The 14,987-nt window shown below is 68.9% G+C and carries 14 protein-coding genes; 8 read left to right on the top strand and 6 right to left on the bottom strand.

Features of this window, described 5'->3' with window-relative positions; all coding sequences use genetic code 11:
* The first annotated feature begins 111 nt into the window (after positions 1-111).
* From MHEC_RS21525 to MHEC_RS21505, 5 genes are read left to right on the top strand one after another with little or no spacing between them, the layout of a single operon-like run.
* The gene (locus MHEC_RS21525; protein ID WP_048889500.1) at positions 112-420 is read left to right on the top strand and encodes a DUF3263 domain-containing protein; all 309 of its coding nucleotides are present in this window, start codon (positions 112-114) and stop codon (positions 418-420) included.
* Between the two features lie 52 nt (positions 421-472).
* Entirely contained in the window at positions 473-949 is a 477-nt protein-coding gene (locus MHEC_RS21520; protein ID WP_048889501.1) for a LytR C-terminal domain-containing protein, read from the top strand.
* 35 nt (positions 950-984) lie between these two features.
* Positions 985-1,692, top strand: a complete 708-nt coding sequence (gene sodC, locus MHEC_RS21515; RefSeq protein WP_048889502.1) for a superoxide dismutase[Cu-Zn] — start codon at positions 985-987, stop codon at positions 1,690-1,692.
* Positions 1,673-2,824, top strand: coding sequence for a glutamate--cysteine ligase (locus tag MHEC_RS21510; RefSeq protein ID WP_071700521.1), 1,152 nt, complete (start codon positions 1,673-1,675; stop codon positions 2,822-2,824). The genes sodC and MHEC_RS21510 overlap by 20 nt, the downstream gene beginning before the upstream one ends.
* Complete coding sequence (locus MHEC_RS21505) at positions 2,824-3,474, top strand: LON peptidase substrate-binding domain-containing protein (protein WP_048889504.1); 651 nt, start codon at positions 2,824-2,826, stop codon at positions 3,472-3,474. The genes MHEC_RS21510 and MHEC_RS21505 overlap by 1 nt, the downstream gene beginning before the upstream one ends.
* 9 nt (positions 3,475-3,483) lie before the next feature.
* Here MHEC_RS21505 and MHEC_RS21500 read toward each other — a convergent pair whose 3' ends face one another.
* From MHEC_RS21500 to MHEC_RS21475, 6 genes are all read right to left on the bottom strand, one after another.
* On the bottom strand, positions 3,484-4,833 hold the full coding sequence (locus tag MHEC_RS21500) for an HNH endonuclease signature motif containing protein (protein ID WP_235434707.1): 1,350 nt from the start codon (positions 4,831-4,833) through the stop codon (positions 3,484-3,486).
* A gap of 248 nt (positions 4,834-5,081) precedes the next feature.
* Positions 5,082-7,220 (bottom strand): AAA family ATPase, encoded by a 2,139-nt coding sequence (locus tag MHEC_RS21495; RefSeq protein ID WP_048889505.1) that lies wholly within the window; start codon positions 7,218-7,220, stop codon positions 5,082-5,084.
* Positions 7,217-8,077, bottom strand: coding sequence for a CDP-alcohol phosphatidyltransferase family protein (locus MHEC_RS21490; protein ID WP_048889660.1), 861 nt, complete (start codon positions 8,075-8,077; stop codon positions 7,217-7,219). The genes MHEC_RS21495 and MHEC_RS21490 overlap by 4 nt, the downstream gene beginning before the upstream one ends.
* Positions 8,077-8,775 (bottom strand): phosphatidylserine decarboxylase, encoded by a 699-nt coding sequence (locus MHEC_RS21485; protein WP_071700087.1) that lies wholly within the window; start codon positions 8,773-8,775, stop codon positions 8,077-8,079. Before MHEC_RS21485 ends, MHEC_RS21490 begins: the two co-directional genes overlap by 1 nt.
* Positions 8,776-8,784: 9 nt before the next feature.
* Positions 8,785-9,996, bottom strand: coding sequence for a molybdopterin molybdotransferase MoeA (gene moeA, locus MHEC_RS21480; RefSeq protein ID WP_048889506.1), 1,212 nt, complete (start codon positions 9,994-9,996; stop codon positions 8,785-8,787).
* An 11-nt stretch (positions 9,997-10,007) separates the two neighbouring features.
* Positions 10,008-10,931 carry an SDR family NAD(P)-dependent oxidoreductase gene (locus tag MHEC_RS21475; protein ID WP_048889507.1) on the bottom strand — a complete coding sequence of 308 codons (924 nt, stop codon included), beginning with the start codon at positions 10,929-10,931 and terminating at the stop codon, positions 10,008-10,010.
* 101 nt (positions 10,932-11,032) lie between these two features.
* On the opposite strand from MHEC_RS21475, the gene MHEC_RS21470 reads away from it, so the two are divergent.
* From MHEC_RS21470 to groL, 3 genes are all read left to right on the top strand, one after another.
* Positions 11,033-11,542, top strand: a complete 510-nt coding sequence (locus MHEC_RS21470) for a PH domain-containing protein (RefSeq protein ID WP_082169445.1) — start codon at positions 11,033-11,035, stop codon at positions 11,540-11,542.
* A 23-nt stretch (positions 11,543-11,565) separates the two neighbouring features.
* A complete protein-coding gene (locus tag MHEC_RS21465; RefSeq protein WP_048889663.1) occupies positions 11,566-12,984 on the top strand; it encodes a PH domain-containing protein in 1,419 nt (472 codons plus the stop codon).
* A 321-nt stretch (positions 12,985-13,305) separates the two neighbouring features.
* Positions 13,306-14,928, top strand: coding sequence for a chaperonin GroEL (groL, locus tag MHEC_RS21460; RefSeq protein WP_048889508.1), 1,623 nt, complete (start codon positions 13,306-13,308; stop codon positions 14,926-14,928).
* Positions 14,929-14,987: the final 59 nt, after the last annotated feature.

Genomic DNA, 14,987 nt, shown 5'->3' with positions numbered 1-14,987 from the left:
CTTGGTTACGGCCCAACAGTTGCGGGCATGGTTGAATATCGCCGAAGCATGCCACTTCATAAAGACATTCGACAGATTGAGGAATTCGCCGGAAGGGTCCAGGGAAGCGATATGGACGGCGCCATGGCGCGGGCAAATCGATCGGGGGACGACTCTGAAATCGCCGATGGCCTGACCCGCCGCGAACACGACATCTTGGCGTTCGAACGCCAATGGTGGAAATACGCGGGGGCCAAGGAAGAAGCCATCAAAGAGTTGTTCTCGATGTCAGCGACACGCTACTACCAAGTACTCAACGCGCTGATCGACCGGCCCGAGGCGTTGGCTGCCGACCCCATGCTGGTCAAACGGCTACGGCGGCTGCGGGCAAGCCGGCAGAAGGCCCGCGCCGCGCGGCGGCTCGGCTTCGAGGTCACCTGACGCTGCGTTTGTATTTGCGGCGCTGCGGGCACCGCTGGCTACAGTTGGCTCGATGAACGAACGCGTCCCCGACTCCTCGGGATTACCCCTGCGGGCCATGGTCATGGTGCTGCTGTTTTTGGGTGTGATCTTCCTGCTGGTCGGGTTTCAGGCCATGAGTTCGGCCGGCAAATCCGATGACGACGACTCGACGTCGGTTTCCACGGTGACGACGAGCACGCCCGCGCCCCGCACTTCGGCCAAGGGCGCCGCCGCCCAACGGTCCGATGTGCGGGTGTACAACATCTCCGGGCAAGACGGTGTCGCCGCTCGTACCGCCGGTCAGCTCAGGAGCGCCGGCTTCAACGTCACCGAGATCGGCAACCTCTCGCTGCCCGACGTCGCGTCCACCACGGTCTACTTCAGCGACGCAGCGGGCGAGCGCGACACCGCCGACGCGGTCGGTAAGCAGTTGCATGCACCGGTGGAGCCGCGGATATCAGCGGTTGCCGACCAGCCGCCGGGCGTCATCGTGGTGGTCGCCGGCTAGACGCGCCGGCCGCGGCCAGGCGATAGGCTCTCGATATGGTCAAGCCCGCAAGGAGCCGCACGGTTGCTGCCGCAACCGCATTGGCGGTGCTCGCTGTCCCGGTCACATTGCTGGCAGCATGCACCCCGAACCAGCCCCCGGCGACTACACCCGGCACCACACCGTCGGTGTGGACGGGCGCACCTGCACCGCCGAAGACTCCGCCGGAAGGCGGACCGGTGCCGCCGGAGAGCATTACCACCCACCTGCGGGCACCCGACGGGACCCTGGTGGCGACGGCGAAGTTCGAGTTCGATCCGGGCTACGTGACCATCACCGTCCGGACCACCGGCTTGGGCCAGCTGACTCCCGGATTCCACGGGCTGCACATCCATGCGGTGGGAAAGTGCGAGCCCAACTCGGTCGCACCCACCGGTGGTCCCCCCGGGGACTTCCTCTCCGCCGGCGGGCATTACCAAGCGCCCGGGCATACCGGAGAACCCGAGAGCGGTGACCTGACCTCCCTGCAGGTGCGCAGGGACGGAGCCGCGCTGCTGGTGACCACGACCGACGCATTCACCAAAGAGGACCTTTTGTCCAAAGACAAGACTGCGATCATCATCCACGCCGGCCCGGACAACTTCGCCAACATCCCGCCGGAGCGCTACACACAGGCCAACGGCACGCCCGGTCCCGATGCGATGACGAAGTCGACTGGTGACGCCGGCAAGCGGGTGGCGTGCGGTGTCATTGGTTCCGGCTAGCCCACCGGCCAGCAGGGCAGCAGCCCGTATCGATTTCGCCGGGTCACCCCGGCCGACGGTCGGCGTGGAATGGGAGTTCGCGCTCGTCGACGCACAGACTCGAGACCTGAGCAACGAAGCCTCCGCGGTCATCGCCGAAATAGGCGAAAACCCTAGGGTGCACAAGGAATTGCTGCGCAACACCGTCGAAATCGTAAGCGGGATCTGCGATTGCACCGCTCAGGCGATGGAGGATCTGCGTGACACTTTGCACACCGCGCGCAAAATCGTCCGCGATCGGGGCATGGAACTGTTCTGCGCGGGCACCCACCCGTTCGCGCGGTGGTCAGCCCAAAAGCTCACCGACGCACCGCGTTACGCCGAACTAATCAAGCGAACCCAGTGGTGGGGCCGGCAGATGCTGATCTGGGGCGTGCACGTGCATGTCGGAATCTCCTCCGCGCACAAGGTGATGCCGATCATGACGGCGATGCTGCAGTGCTACCCGCACCTGCTGGCGTTGTCGGCCTCCTCACCGTGGTGGGGCGGCGAGGATACCGGCTATGCCAGCAACCGGGCGATGATGTTTCAGCAGCTGCCCACCGCCGGGCTGCCGTTTCATTTCCAGAAGTGGGCCGAGTTCGAAGGCTTCGTCTACGACCAGAAGAAGACTGGGATCATCGACCACATGGACGAGATCCGGTGGGACATCAGGCCCTCGCCGCACAAGGGAACTCTCGAGGTGCGCGTCTGCGACGGGGTGCCCAACGTGCGGGAGTTGGCTGCGCTGGTGGCGCTGACGCACTGTCTGGTCGTCGACCTGGACCGTCGCCTGGAAGCCGGCGAAACCCTGCCGAACATGCCACCGTGGCATGTCCAGGAAAACAAGTGGCGCGCTGCGCGCTACGGTCTGGACGCCGTGATCATCTTGGATGCCGACAGCAACGAACGCCTGGTCACCGACGATCTGATCGATGTGCTCAATCGTCTGGAGCCGGTGGCGAAGTCGTTGCATTGCGCCGACGAGCTAGCCTCCGTCGCCGACATTCCCCGGTTAGGGGCGTCGTATCAACGCCAGCGCCGGGTGGCCGAGGAGCACGACGGGGACTTGCGTGCTGTCGTCGACGCGCTGATTGCTGAGCTGGACATCTGATGGCGTCGGAACCCGTTGAATTACCGATGTTTCCGCTGGAATCGGCCTTCTTGCCAGGTGATGACCTGCCGCTGCGGATCTTCGAGCCGCGCTACACCGCTTTGGTGCGAGACTGTATGCGACAGGCCGATCCGCGCTTCGGTGTGGTGCTGATCTCCCGCGGCCGCGAGGTCGGCGGTGGAGATACCCGCTGCGACGTGGGCACGCTGGCTCATATCGCCGAGTGCGTGGACGCCGGCTCCGGTCGCTTTCTGCTGCGGTGCCGGATGGATGAGCGGATCCGGGTGTGCCAATGGCTGCCGGACGACCCCTATCCGCGGGCCGTCGTGCAGAGCTGGCCCGACCAGCCGGGCACGCCGGTCACCGATGCACAACTGGGTGAGCTCGAAGACCGGGTGCTGGCGTTGTTCGAACGAGTCGCGACCGCCCGCGGCGCCCGGGCACCCGACCGCGAAACGGTCCTGGGTTACCGTCGACAGAAAGCAGGCGATGCCGGCGAGCTGCTGTATACCTTGGCGTCCCGGCTGCCCATCGGGCCGGCCGATCGCTACGCCGTGCTGTCGGCACCGTCGGCGGCCGAGCGGTTGGCGGCGCTGAGCGAGGCCGTGGATTCCGTCGCCGCGATGGTGGAGTTCCAGCTCTCCGAATAGCCGCTCAGGCTAAGGATCATCGTCGTCATCGCCGTCGCGCAGGAGCCGTTCGGGGTAGTGAAACGAGTTGGTCCTCGCTTGGCCATGGTCGAGATGCGGCGGCGGAATCCATTCGGTATCAACGTTTTTGAGCTTGCGGGTTTTCCAGCCGCCCGAGGTGACCAGCTTGTGATGCGTGCCGCAGCCCTGGGTCAGATCATCGATGTTGGTTTCGCGGCAGGTAGCGAAGTCGGTGACGTGGTGGACCTCAGTGAGGTAGCCGGGTACATCGCAACCCGGGAACGTGCAGCCACGGTCCTTCGCGTACAACACGATTCGCTGGCCAGGTGTAGCGAGCCGTTTGGTGTGATATAGGCCGATCGCCTTACCTTTGTCGAAGATGGCAAGGTAGTGGTGGGCATGGGAGGCCAGCCGGATCACATCGGACATCGGCAGCAGGCTGCCGCCACCGGTGAGTGCGGTGCCCGCACCGGCCTCGAGTTCCTTGAGCGTGGTGGACACGATGATGGTCGCCGGCAACCCGTTGTGTTGTCCCAACGCACCGGAGGCCAGCAACGCCCGCCCGGCAGCGTTGAGCGCGTCATGGTTACGTTGTGCAGCGCTTCGGGTGTCGGACTCGATGGCCCGCTGCGATGGGGTGCCGCCGAGGCAAGGCGTGGGATCGGCCGGATTACACATGCCGGGGGCGGCCAGTTTCGCCAGCACGGCGTCGACAGTGGCACGCGCCTCCGGGGTCAAAAACCCGCTGATCGGGGACATCCTGTCGCTGCCTTGCTTACCGATAGTCAAGCCGCGTCGGCGGGCCCTGTCGTCGTCGGTGAAATCTCCGTCGGGATTCAGACAATCAGCGAGCTTGTCGGCCAGCCCGGCCAGCTGATCGGGCCGAAACTTCCTGCCCAGGCGGGCCAAATGCGCTTCAGCCTGCTCGCGAGTCGGGGCGTCGACGAAGTCGGGCAGTCGGTGGTAAAAGCTGCGGATCACCGCCACGTGGCCGGCTCCGAGCTGGCCGGCCCGCTGAGCGGCGGCGGTGGCAGCCAACACCGGTTGTAGCGGCTCGCCCGTCAGCGTGCGGCGCGGCCCCAGCTCGGCGGCTTCACCGATGCGCCGGGATGCTTCGGCGCGGCTGAGCCGCAACCGCTCGGCCAATGCCGACGGCAACTTGCCGCCCAACTCGGTCTCATCGGCCTGCGCGGCGACCTGATTGAGCAACGGGTGCTCGACGGCCGGCAGCCGGCGGCGCAGCCTTTCGCAGCGTTCCAGCATGGCCAGGCACTCCCGGGCGGTCAACACGTCAACCGACAGCCCCAGGGCGCGGTCCAAGCCGGCCTCGAGGGCGTCGAACACCTCGACGATCTCCACTCAGCTATTCGCTAGCATGTTCGAATGCTAGCGACCGCCACCGACATCGATGGCGGTCACGAGCGCCCACTGTGGATAAGAGCGCACCTGTGGAGGGCCCGGCGGGCTAATCCGGCGGGCATGCCACGACGAAGCTGCGGTCCCCAAGACGCCCGGCTGCCCGCGCGGTCGCCGACCTGACCTACGACGACCCGATGCCCGCGTGGCTGCAGGACGACGTCGCCGCGGCGGCGCGCGCTGCTGGTCAGCTATGGCGAGGCCGCGAAGGCGCGTAGCGACTCAAGCTGAAGTGGATCCAACGACGGCCGCACCGTTTCACGTGCGGCGGCGAGGTCGGCGGCGGTGACGTCCGCGGCGTCGATGCAGCGCCGCATCGCCGCCAGCGCGGCCTCACGCAGCAGTGCGACGCAGTCGGCGGCGCTGTAGCCGTCCAGCTCGGCGGCCAGCGCGTCGATGTCGACGTCGGCGGCCAGCGGGATCGACTTGCCGGCGGTGCGCAGGATGTCACGACGCGCCGCGGTGTCCGGCGGTTCGACGAACACCAGCCGCTCCAGCCGTCCCGGCCGCAGCAGCGCGGGATCGATCAGCTCGGGCCGGTTGGTGGCGCCCAGCACCACGACGTCGCGCAGCGGGTCGATGCCGTCGAGCTCGGTCAGCAGCGCGGCTACCACCCGGTCGGTCACCCCGGTGTCGAGGCTTTGGCCGCGCCGGGGTGCCAGCGCGTCGATCTCGTCGAGGAAGACCAGCGACGGCGCGGAATCACGGGCCCGCCGAAACAGTTCCCGCACCGCCTTTTCCGAGGCGCCGACCCATTTGTCCATGAGTTCGGAACCTTTGACCGCGTGCACGGAGAGCTGTCCGGTGCTGGCCAGGGCCCGCACCAGAAACGTCTTGCCGCAACCCGGCGGACCGTAGAGCAACACCCCGCGCGGTGGCTCGACACCGAGCCGGGCGAAGGTGTCCGGGTGCTGCAGCGGCCACAGCACCGCTTCGGTGAGCGCCTGCTTGGCGTCGGCCATGTCGCCGACGTCGTCGATCGTCACGCTGCCGACCGGCACCTCTTCGGCGGCTGCGCGCGACAGCGGTCGGATCACGCGCAGTGCGCCGGTCAGGTCGTCTTGGGTCAGGGCCGGAGGTGTTCTATCGGCGCTGGCTCTCGCCGCTGCCCGCAGCGCCGCCTCGCGCACCAATGCGACCAGATCGGCAACAACGAATCCCGGTGTGCGGCTGGCAATTTCGTTAAAATCCAGATCGCGTGTCGGCACCGACCGCAGCAGGGCAGCCAGCTGCGCGGCGCGGGTGGCCGCGTCGGGCAGCGGCACAACGAGTTCCCGGTCGCACAGGTCGGGTGCGCGCAGCCTGGCGTCGAGTCGGTCCGGCACCGCCGAGGTCGCGATGAATGCGACCCCACAGGTGGCCACCAGCCTACGCAGCTCGGCCAGGATCAGGGTGGCCACCGGCTCGGGGGTGGCGGGCAGCAGCGCGTCGACGTCGGTGATCAGCAGCACCCCGCCGTCGCGCACCGTTGCAGTCGCCGTCGTCACCGCCTTGAGCCGGTCGTCGGCGCCCAGCGCCCCGATCTGCGGACCGTCGAGTTCGACCAGTCGGCGACCGGCGCACACCGCGCGCACCAGCGTCGCCTTGCCCACACCCGCCGGTCCGGACACCAGCACGCCCAGGTGCGGCGATGCGCCCAGGGCTTGCAGCAGGTGTGGCTCGTCGAGCGAAAGCTTGAGCCATTCGGCCAGCTTGGCTACCTGCGGGTGGACGCCCTTGAGGTCGTCGACGGCGACCCGACGTGCGGTCGGCTCCGCCGCGCCTTGGGGCACACCGGTTCCCCAGGTCACCGAGGAGTTGGGTTGCACGCTCACCGGCCCGGCTGGGTCGACGCCGGTGACGGTCAACAACTCCGAGGTCCAGCTGATCCCGACGGCCGACGCCAGCGCGCGGCTGGCCGCCGACGTCGAGGTGCCGGGCCCCAGGTCGCGGGGCAGCAGCGACACCGCGTCGCCGACGGTGAGCACCTTGCCGAGCAGGGCCTGGCGGAGGGTGGTCGGCGCGATCGACCGCGTTGCCAGCGGTGAGCCGCTCAGCGTCACCGAGCGCGCTCCATGCACCGTGACCGGGGCGACGATCACCGCGGCGCCCTCACGCAGCCCGGCGTTGGACAGCGTCACGTCGTCGAGCAGGATCGTGCTGACCGGGACGTCGGCGCCCGCCATGCCGGCGACCGCGGCCGTGGTCCGCGACCCGGTCAACGATACCGCGTCCCATTCCCGAATACCCAGGGCGGCAACAGCTTTCGGGTGCATGCGGACGACGCCCCGGCGGGAGTCGACCGGCGAGGTGTTCAGCCGGGCGGTGAGGGTCAGCTGGGGGCGCGTCATGTCCGGCCGGCCGGCTTGCGCAGACCCAGCCGCGCCATCGACCGGCGGGTGGGCTGTGCCCGGCGGATCGCCCGCCGCACAGCGCGCCGCTGCTTGGGCCGCTCACCCCAGACCTCGGGATGCTCGGCGAGCCAGCGGTGACTGCGGACGGAGAACGGGATGTGGCACAGGTATGCGGCGACGGCCACCATCACCAGCACGTAGGGGAACAGGAACGCGGCCGCTGCGACGATCGCCAACGCCGCCAGCAGCACGGCGGCCAGGTTCGGCGGCACCGCCACCGCGTGCATCTTCTTCATCGGGATCCGGCTCACCACCAGCAGCGAACAGCTCGCCACCCAGGCGCACACCACCGGCGGGGAACTCCACCAGCCGCTGCCGAACTGAAGTTTGGCGGCCAGCGGCCCGAGCACCGCGATCGCGCCGGCCGGGGCGGGCATGCCGACGAAGAATTCCCGGGTGTAGGCGGGCAGGGTGGCGTCGTCGAGCAGCGCGTTGAACCGGGCCAGTCGCAGGACGATCGACACCGCATAGAACAACACCACCAACCATCCCGCTGGCCACGCGGACAGCAGCGACGCGTAAATCACCATCGCCGGCGCCACCCCGAAGTTCACCGCGTCGGCCAGGGAGTCGATCTCCTCGCCCATCCGCGACTCGGCGTCGAAGAAGCGGGCCACCCGCCCGTCGAGCCCGTCGAGGATGGCGGCCGCGGCGATCAGCGCCATCGCGGCGTGCGGCTGACCCACCAGCGCGAAGCGGATCGAGGTCAGCCCCGCACAGATCGCCAGCACGCTCATCGAACTGGGCAGGATGCGCAGGTTGACCGACGGCCGGCTGCGGGGCTTGGCGGTAATCACAGTTCGGCCAGCACGGTTTCGCCGGCGAGGGCCCGCTGACCGACGCTGACCAGCGGCTCGCATCCCGCAGGCAGGTAGGTGTCCAGGCGCGAACCGAATCGGATCAAGCCGTAGGTGTCGCCGATCGACAGCTTGTCGCCGGCCCGGGCCTCGCAGACGATGCGCCGCGCCAGCATCCCGGCGATCTGCGCGACGACGACCTCGGCGCCGGCTTCGGTGCGGATCAGCATGCTGGTGCGCTCGTTGCGTTCGCTGGCCGCGGCCAGGTCGGCCGAGCCGAAGCGGCCCGGCCGGTGTTGCACATCGATCACCGCGCCGCTGACCGGGGCGCGCTGCACGTGGGCGTCCAGCAGCGACAGGAAGATGCTGACTCGGGGTAGGGGCATGTTGGGAAGGCCGAGTTCGGCGGGCGGGGCGGCGGTGTCGACCAGACAGATCACCCCGTCGGCGGGTGCGACGACGACACCGGGCCTGCTGGGCGGCACGCGCGGTGGGTGGCGAAAGAAGCCCGCGCAGGCGCCTGCGGTCAACAGACCCGCGCGGCGCGCCCAGCTGTGACGGCGTCCGGCAACAGCCAGCGCCAGCCCCGCGCCGACGAACGGCAGCCCGGCCCGGTGCACCGGCGGAATCGTCGAGCGCAGCAACGCCCACAGCCGTTGCGGTCCGGTTGTGAGGTCGCCCGGGCGTCGTGCCACGCGGTCATCTTACGGAGCCGAGAGGTCCCAGACTTCGACCTGCGATCCGGCCGGGATTTCGGTGACCTCTTCGGGAATGTCCAGCAGGCAGTTCGCCGACGCCAGCCAGCGCAGATGGTGTGAGCCCGGCGGGCCGTAGCCGGTGACGGTGCCGGCGGTGGTGTCCAGCACCCCGCGGCGGAACTGCCGTTTACCGCTCGGCGAGGTCAGCGTCTCGGTGAGCACCGCCGACCGGCGCGGCCGCTCCGGCTCGGGCAGGCCCATCGCCCGCCGCAGCGCGGGGCGGATGAATACCTCAAAGGACACCAGCGCGCTGACCGGGTTGCCGGGCAGGGTGACGATCGGCGTGCCGGCGACTCGCCCGATCCCTTGCGGCATGCCGGGCTGCATCGCCACCTTGACGAACTGCACCCCTTGATCACCGGCCCGGCCGAACGCGTCCTTGACCACCTCATAGGCGCCCGCACTGACCCCGCCGCTGGTGATGATCAGGTCGGCCGCGGCGGCGTAGCGATCGAGCACGGCGACGAACTGGGCGACGTCGTCACCGGCGGTCGGGGTGGCGACGACGGCGGCCCCGGCATCGCGCAGCGCGGCGGCCAGCATGACCGCGTTGGATTCATAGATCTGCCCCGGCCGCAGCGGTGTGCCCGGCGACACCAGCTCCGACCCGGTGGAAATCACCAGCACCCGCTGTCGCGGGATCACGGGCAACTCCGGCAATCCCAGCGCGGCGGCCAGTCCCATCGCCGCCGGGGTGACCACTTGCCCGGCCCGCAGCACCGTGGTGCCCGCGGTGACGTCCTCACCCGCCCGCCGGATGTGGCGGCCCTCGCGGACGGCGGCGTAGATCGCGACCGTTTCGGTGCCCGCGTCGGTGTTTTCCACCGGCACCACGGCCGTCGCACCCTGCGGCACCGGGGCGCCGGTCATGATCCGGTGCGCGGTGCCCGGCGCGAGCGTGAGCGTATCGGTGCGGCCAGCCGGAATATCTTCGGCCACAGGCAATTTCACGGGATGCTCGGGGGCTGCTGACGCGATGTCCTCGGCGCGCACCGCATAGCCGTCCATCGCCGAATTGTCGAAAACCGGCAGCGACAGCGGGGCGGTCACGTCGTCGGCCAGGGCCAGGCCTTGCGCGTCGGCGAGCCCGGCGCGGATGCCCGGCGGGGCGGTGATCAGCTCCGCGACGACGCGCTGATGCTCTTCGACTGACCGCATCGGACCGGGACTCACACCGGGAAGGTGACGCCGGTGAGCTCTTCGGACACCGCCCACAGCCGCCGCTGCAGCTCTTCGTCGTGAGACTGCGCGCTCGACTCGACCAACTTCGGATGTCCCCGCTGCTGGGCTAAGCCGGCCGGGCCGTAGTATTGACCGCCCTGCACGTCTGGATCGGTGGCCGCCCGCAATGTCGGCAGCGCACCCATCGCTGCGCTTTGGAACGCCAGCGGGCCGAACACCGCCACAGCGGGTTTGAGCACCATGGGCAGGTTGCGGGTGAGCTCGGTGCTGGAGCTGCCGGGGTGCGCGGCCACGGCGATCGTCGGCGCATTCTTGGCCGCCAGCCGTCGCTGCAGTTCGTAGGTGAACAGCAGGTTGGCCAGCTTGGATTGCCCGTAGGCGGCGATCCGGTCGTAGCGGCGTTCCCATTGCAGATCGTCGAAATGGATGGCAGCACGAAACCGGTGCGCGTTGCTGCTGACGGTCACCACCCGCGACCCCCGCACATGCAGCAATTGGTCGAGCACCAGCCCGGTTAGCGCGAAGTGGCCGAGATGGTTTGTGCCGAACTGCATCTCGAAGCCGTCTCTGGTCAGTTGCTTTGGCGTATACATGACGCCGGCGTTGTTGATCAGCAGGTCGATGCGCGGATAGGCGTGGCGCAATGCTTGCGCGGCGGCGCGCACCGACTCCAGGGAGCTCAGGTCGAGTTCTTGCAGGGTGACGTCGGCATCGGGACTGGCGGCGACGATTTTGGCGAGCGCGGCGTTGCCCTTTTCCAGGTTGCGCACTGCCAGCACGACATGCGCGCCGCGCTGGGCGAGCACCGCGGCGGTGTGGTAGCCGATTCCGGTGTTGGCGCCGGTGACGACGGCGACGCGGCCGCTCTGGTCGGGTATGTCAGCGACGGTCCACTTGCCGTTGGCGCCCATGGCGCAAAACGATACCGACCTCGCGGCGACGACGCGCACCGCGCAGCGCGAGAGGGCGAGCCGGGCGATGGCCGCAGCCGCCGGGTGGCATTCTCGACGCTATGGACAACGGCACGTCCGGGCCGGTTGTGTCGCTGGCCGAACCGGCGCATCCGCCCAGCCGCAGGGCGCCGTTGTTGTGGGCGGTCAGCGGCGCGATTCCCTGGCTGGTCTTGGCCGTAGCTCAGGTGGCGTGGCTGGTGGTGGATCAGCGCCAGCCGTGTCTGCATGCCGTCGTTGCCGTCGGCACCGTGGCGGGCCTGGTGGTCTCGGCCGTGGTGGTGCCGGTGTGGCGGTATCGCGTGCATCGCTGGGAGATCAGCGCGCAAGCCGTCTACACCCGCACGGGTTGGCTGGTGCAAGAGCGGCGGATCGCGCCGATCTCACGAGTGCAGACGGTCGACACCGAACGCGGCCCGCTGGAGCGGCTGTTCGGGCTGGCCGATGTCACCGTCACGACGGCGTCGTCGGCGGGTGCGGTGCACATCGTGGCGCTGGATTGCCCCGTCGCCGATCAACTGGTCGCGCAGTTGACCGACATTGCGGCGATCGGTGCCGAGGATGCGACGTGAGCTGGCAGCGGCTGAGCCCGCGCATGCTGCTGGTGCATCCGGTGCATGAGCTGCTGCGGCAACTGCCGCTGCTCGTCGGCGGGATCGTCTTGGGTTCGACCACCGGCAACCCGCTCTGGGCGCTGGCGGCGCTGGCGGTGACAGCCCTGCTCGGCGTCGCGCGCTGGTTCACCACCGGCTACCGCATCGAGGCCGACGAGGTGCAGCTGCGAACCGGTGTGCTACAGCGCAAGGTGCTTTCGTTGCCGCGCAACAGGATTCGCTCGGTGCAGACCGACGCGCGGTTGCTGCACCGGCTGCTGGGGCTGGCGGTGCTACGGGTGAGCACTGGTCGGGAAGCCAAGGGCGACAGTGTCTTTGAGCTTGACGCCGTTGAGGTCGCGCAGGTGCCTCGGCTGCGGGCAATCCTGTTGAACGAGTCGCTGCAGGCTCCCGCCGTCGCCGAGCAGCCGGCGCCCGAGCTGGTGTTGGCCCGCTGGCAGCCGTCCTGGTTGCGCTTCGCGCCGCTCAGCGTTTCCGGGCTGGTCATGATCGGCGCCGCGGTGGGCGGCATTTATCAGACCGGAGTTGGTGTGGCGCTGCAACATTCGCGGGTGGCCCAGTCCGGGTTGAACGCGGTCGAGCGCTCCGGTGTGGTGGCCATGGTGATGGTGCTTACGGTGGTCGTGCTGCTGGCCTCGGTCGTGTTGGCGGTGCTGCGGTCGCTGGCCACCTACGGCAACTTGGTGCTCACTCGGCGCGCTGAGGTGCTGCATCTGCGGCATGGCCTTTTGCGGGTGCGCGAACACACCTATGACATGAGCCGGTTGCGCGGTGGGACGCTGCGTCAACCGCTGCTGGTCCGCATGTTCGGCGGTGCCCGGCTGGACGCGGTCATGACCGGTGTCGGCGGTGCCGGCGAATCGTCGATGCTGCTGCCGCCGTGCCCGGTTCACACCGCGGTGTCGGTGCTGACCGCACTCGTCGGGGATGCCGGCCCGGCCACCGGGCCGCTGCGCGGTCACGGCCGAAGGGCGGCGCTGCGACGCTGGACGCGTGCGCTCGGGCTGCCGGCGGCAGCCGGTCTGGCGCTGGTAGCGCTGACGGCAACGGTTGGCGTCGCGCCGTGGCTGTGGTTGGGGTGGGCGGTGCTGATGGGGTGCGGCGCATTGCTGGCCGCCGACCGCGTGCGCGCGCTGGGACACCGGGTTGATGGCGGTTGGCTGGTGGCGCAGGCGGGAAGCCTTGAGCGACGCCGCGATTGCGTCGCCGCTGCGGGGATCATCGGCTGGACCGTGCGGCAGACGCTACCGCAACGCCGTGCCGGGGTCGCCACACTGGTGGCGGCGACCGCCGCGGGCACCAAGCGCTACCACCTGATCGACGTGCCCGAGCGCCTGGCGTGGACGATCGCGGCGCAGGCTTCGCCGTGGGTGGCCGAGAGCAGGTGGGCGGTGGTGTAGCCGGGGCCCTCGGCCGTGGCGTTGCGCGCTGCCGGTGCGTCGATCCGCGCGGGCGGCGCCTCGGGGACCACGCGGTCACGTCAGGCTCGCCGACCAGGCAGCGCGGCGGTGGACAGGGCGGCACGACACGCGGCATCGCCTCGGTCCGCCCGGGTCCCAAGTTCTTGCACTCGGCATGGGCGAGTGCTAAGAATGAGTTGGCACTCGCGACCGGTGAGTGCTAGGTCGGGACGGTGAGACCGAGCTCAGCACGGTCGTCCGTCGCGGGCACTGCACCCGGCCAGGACGTGTCATCCCCGATCCGGGAGGAATCACTTCGCAATGGCCAAGATAATTGCGTACGACGAAGAGGCCCGCCGCGGTCTCGAGCGCGGCCTGAACAGCCTCGCCGACGCGGTACGGGTGACGTTGGGCCCCAAGGGCCGCAACGTCGTGCTGGAGAAGAAGTGGGGTGCTCCCACGATCACCAATGACGGCGTGTCCATCGCCAAGGAGATCGAACTGGAGGACCCCTACGAGAAGATCGGCGCCGAGCTGGTCAAGGAAGTCGCCAAGAAGACCGACGACGTCGCCGGTGACGGGACGACGACGGCGACGGTGCTGGCGCAGGCGCTGGTCAAAGAAGGCCTGCGCAACGTCGCCGCGGGCGCGAACCCGCTGGCGCTCAAGCGTGGGATCGAAAAGGCCGTGGAGAAGGTGACCGAGACCCTGCTCAAGACGGCCAAAGAGGTCGAGACCAAGGAGCAGATCGCCGCGACCGCGGCCATCTCCGCTGGCGACCAGGCGATCGGTGACCTGATCGCCGAGGCGATGGACAAGGTCGGCAACGAGGGTGTGATCACCGTCGAGGAGTCCAACACCTTCGGCCTGCAGCTCGAGCTCACCGAGGGTATGCGCTTCGACAAGGGCTACATCTCGGGCTACTTCGTCACCGACGCCGAGCGCCAGGAAGCGGTCCTCGAAGACCCGTACATCCTGCTCGTCAGCTCGAAGGTGTCGGCCATCAAGGATCTGTTGCCGCTGCTGGAGAAGGTCATTCAGTCCGGCAAGCCGCTGCTGGTCATCGCCGAGGACGTCGAGGGCGAGGCGCTGTCCACGCTGGTCGTCAACAAGATCCGCGGCACCTTCAAGTCGGTGGCGGTCAAGGCCCCCGGCTTCGGTGACCGCCGCAAGGCGATGCTGCAGGACATGGCCATCCTCACCGGCGGCCAGGTGATCAGCGAAGAGGTCGGGCTCACCCTGGAGAACGCCGACCTGTCGCTGCTGGGCCGTGCCCGCAAGGTCGTCGTCACCAAGGACGAGACCACCATCGTCGAGGGTGCCGGTGACACCGACGCCATCGCCGGCCGGGTGGCCCAGATCCGCACCGAGATCGAAAACAGCGACTCCGACTACGACCGCGAGAAGCTGCAGGAGCGGCTGGCCAAGCTCGCCGGCGGTGTCGCGGTGATCAAGGCCGGGGCCGCCACCGAGGTGGAGCTCAAGGAGCGCAAGCACCGCATCGAGGACGCCGTGCGTAACGCCAAGGCCGCCGTCGAGGAGGGCATTGTCGCCGGCGGTGGCGTGACGCTGCTGCAGGCCGCCCCGACATTGGACGAGCTCAAGCTCGAAGGTGACGAGGCCACCGGTGCCAGCATCGTCAAGTTGGCGTTGGAGGCTCCGCTGAAGCAGATCGCGTTCAACTCCGGTCTGGAGCCCGGTGTGGTCGCCGAGAAGGTGCGCAACCTGCCCGCCGGTCACGGCCTCAACGCCGCCACCGGCGAGTACGAGGACCTGCTCAAGGCCGGCGTCGCCGACCCGGTCAAGGTCACCCGTTCGGCGCTGCAGAACGCGGCTTCGATCGCGGGGCTGTTCCTGACCACCGAAGCCGTCGTCGCCGACAAGCCGGAGAAGGAGAAGGCCGCAGCGCCTGGCGCAGGCGGCATGGGCGACATGGACTTCTAGTTCGGCGACGATGCGCGCCGCGTAGCGGCGTGAGGAGGAGCCGGACAATCGAGCCGAAG

It is taken from the genome of Mycobacterium heckeshornense, assembly GCF_016592155.1.
Classification (GTDB): Bacteria; Actinomycetota; Actinomycetes; order Mycobacteriales; family Mycobacteriaceae; genus Mycobacterium; species Mycobacterium heckeshornense.
Note: the sequence above shows the minus strand (reverse complement) of the source record. Positions and strands in the feature narration are given on the sequence as shown.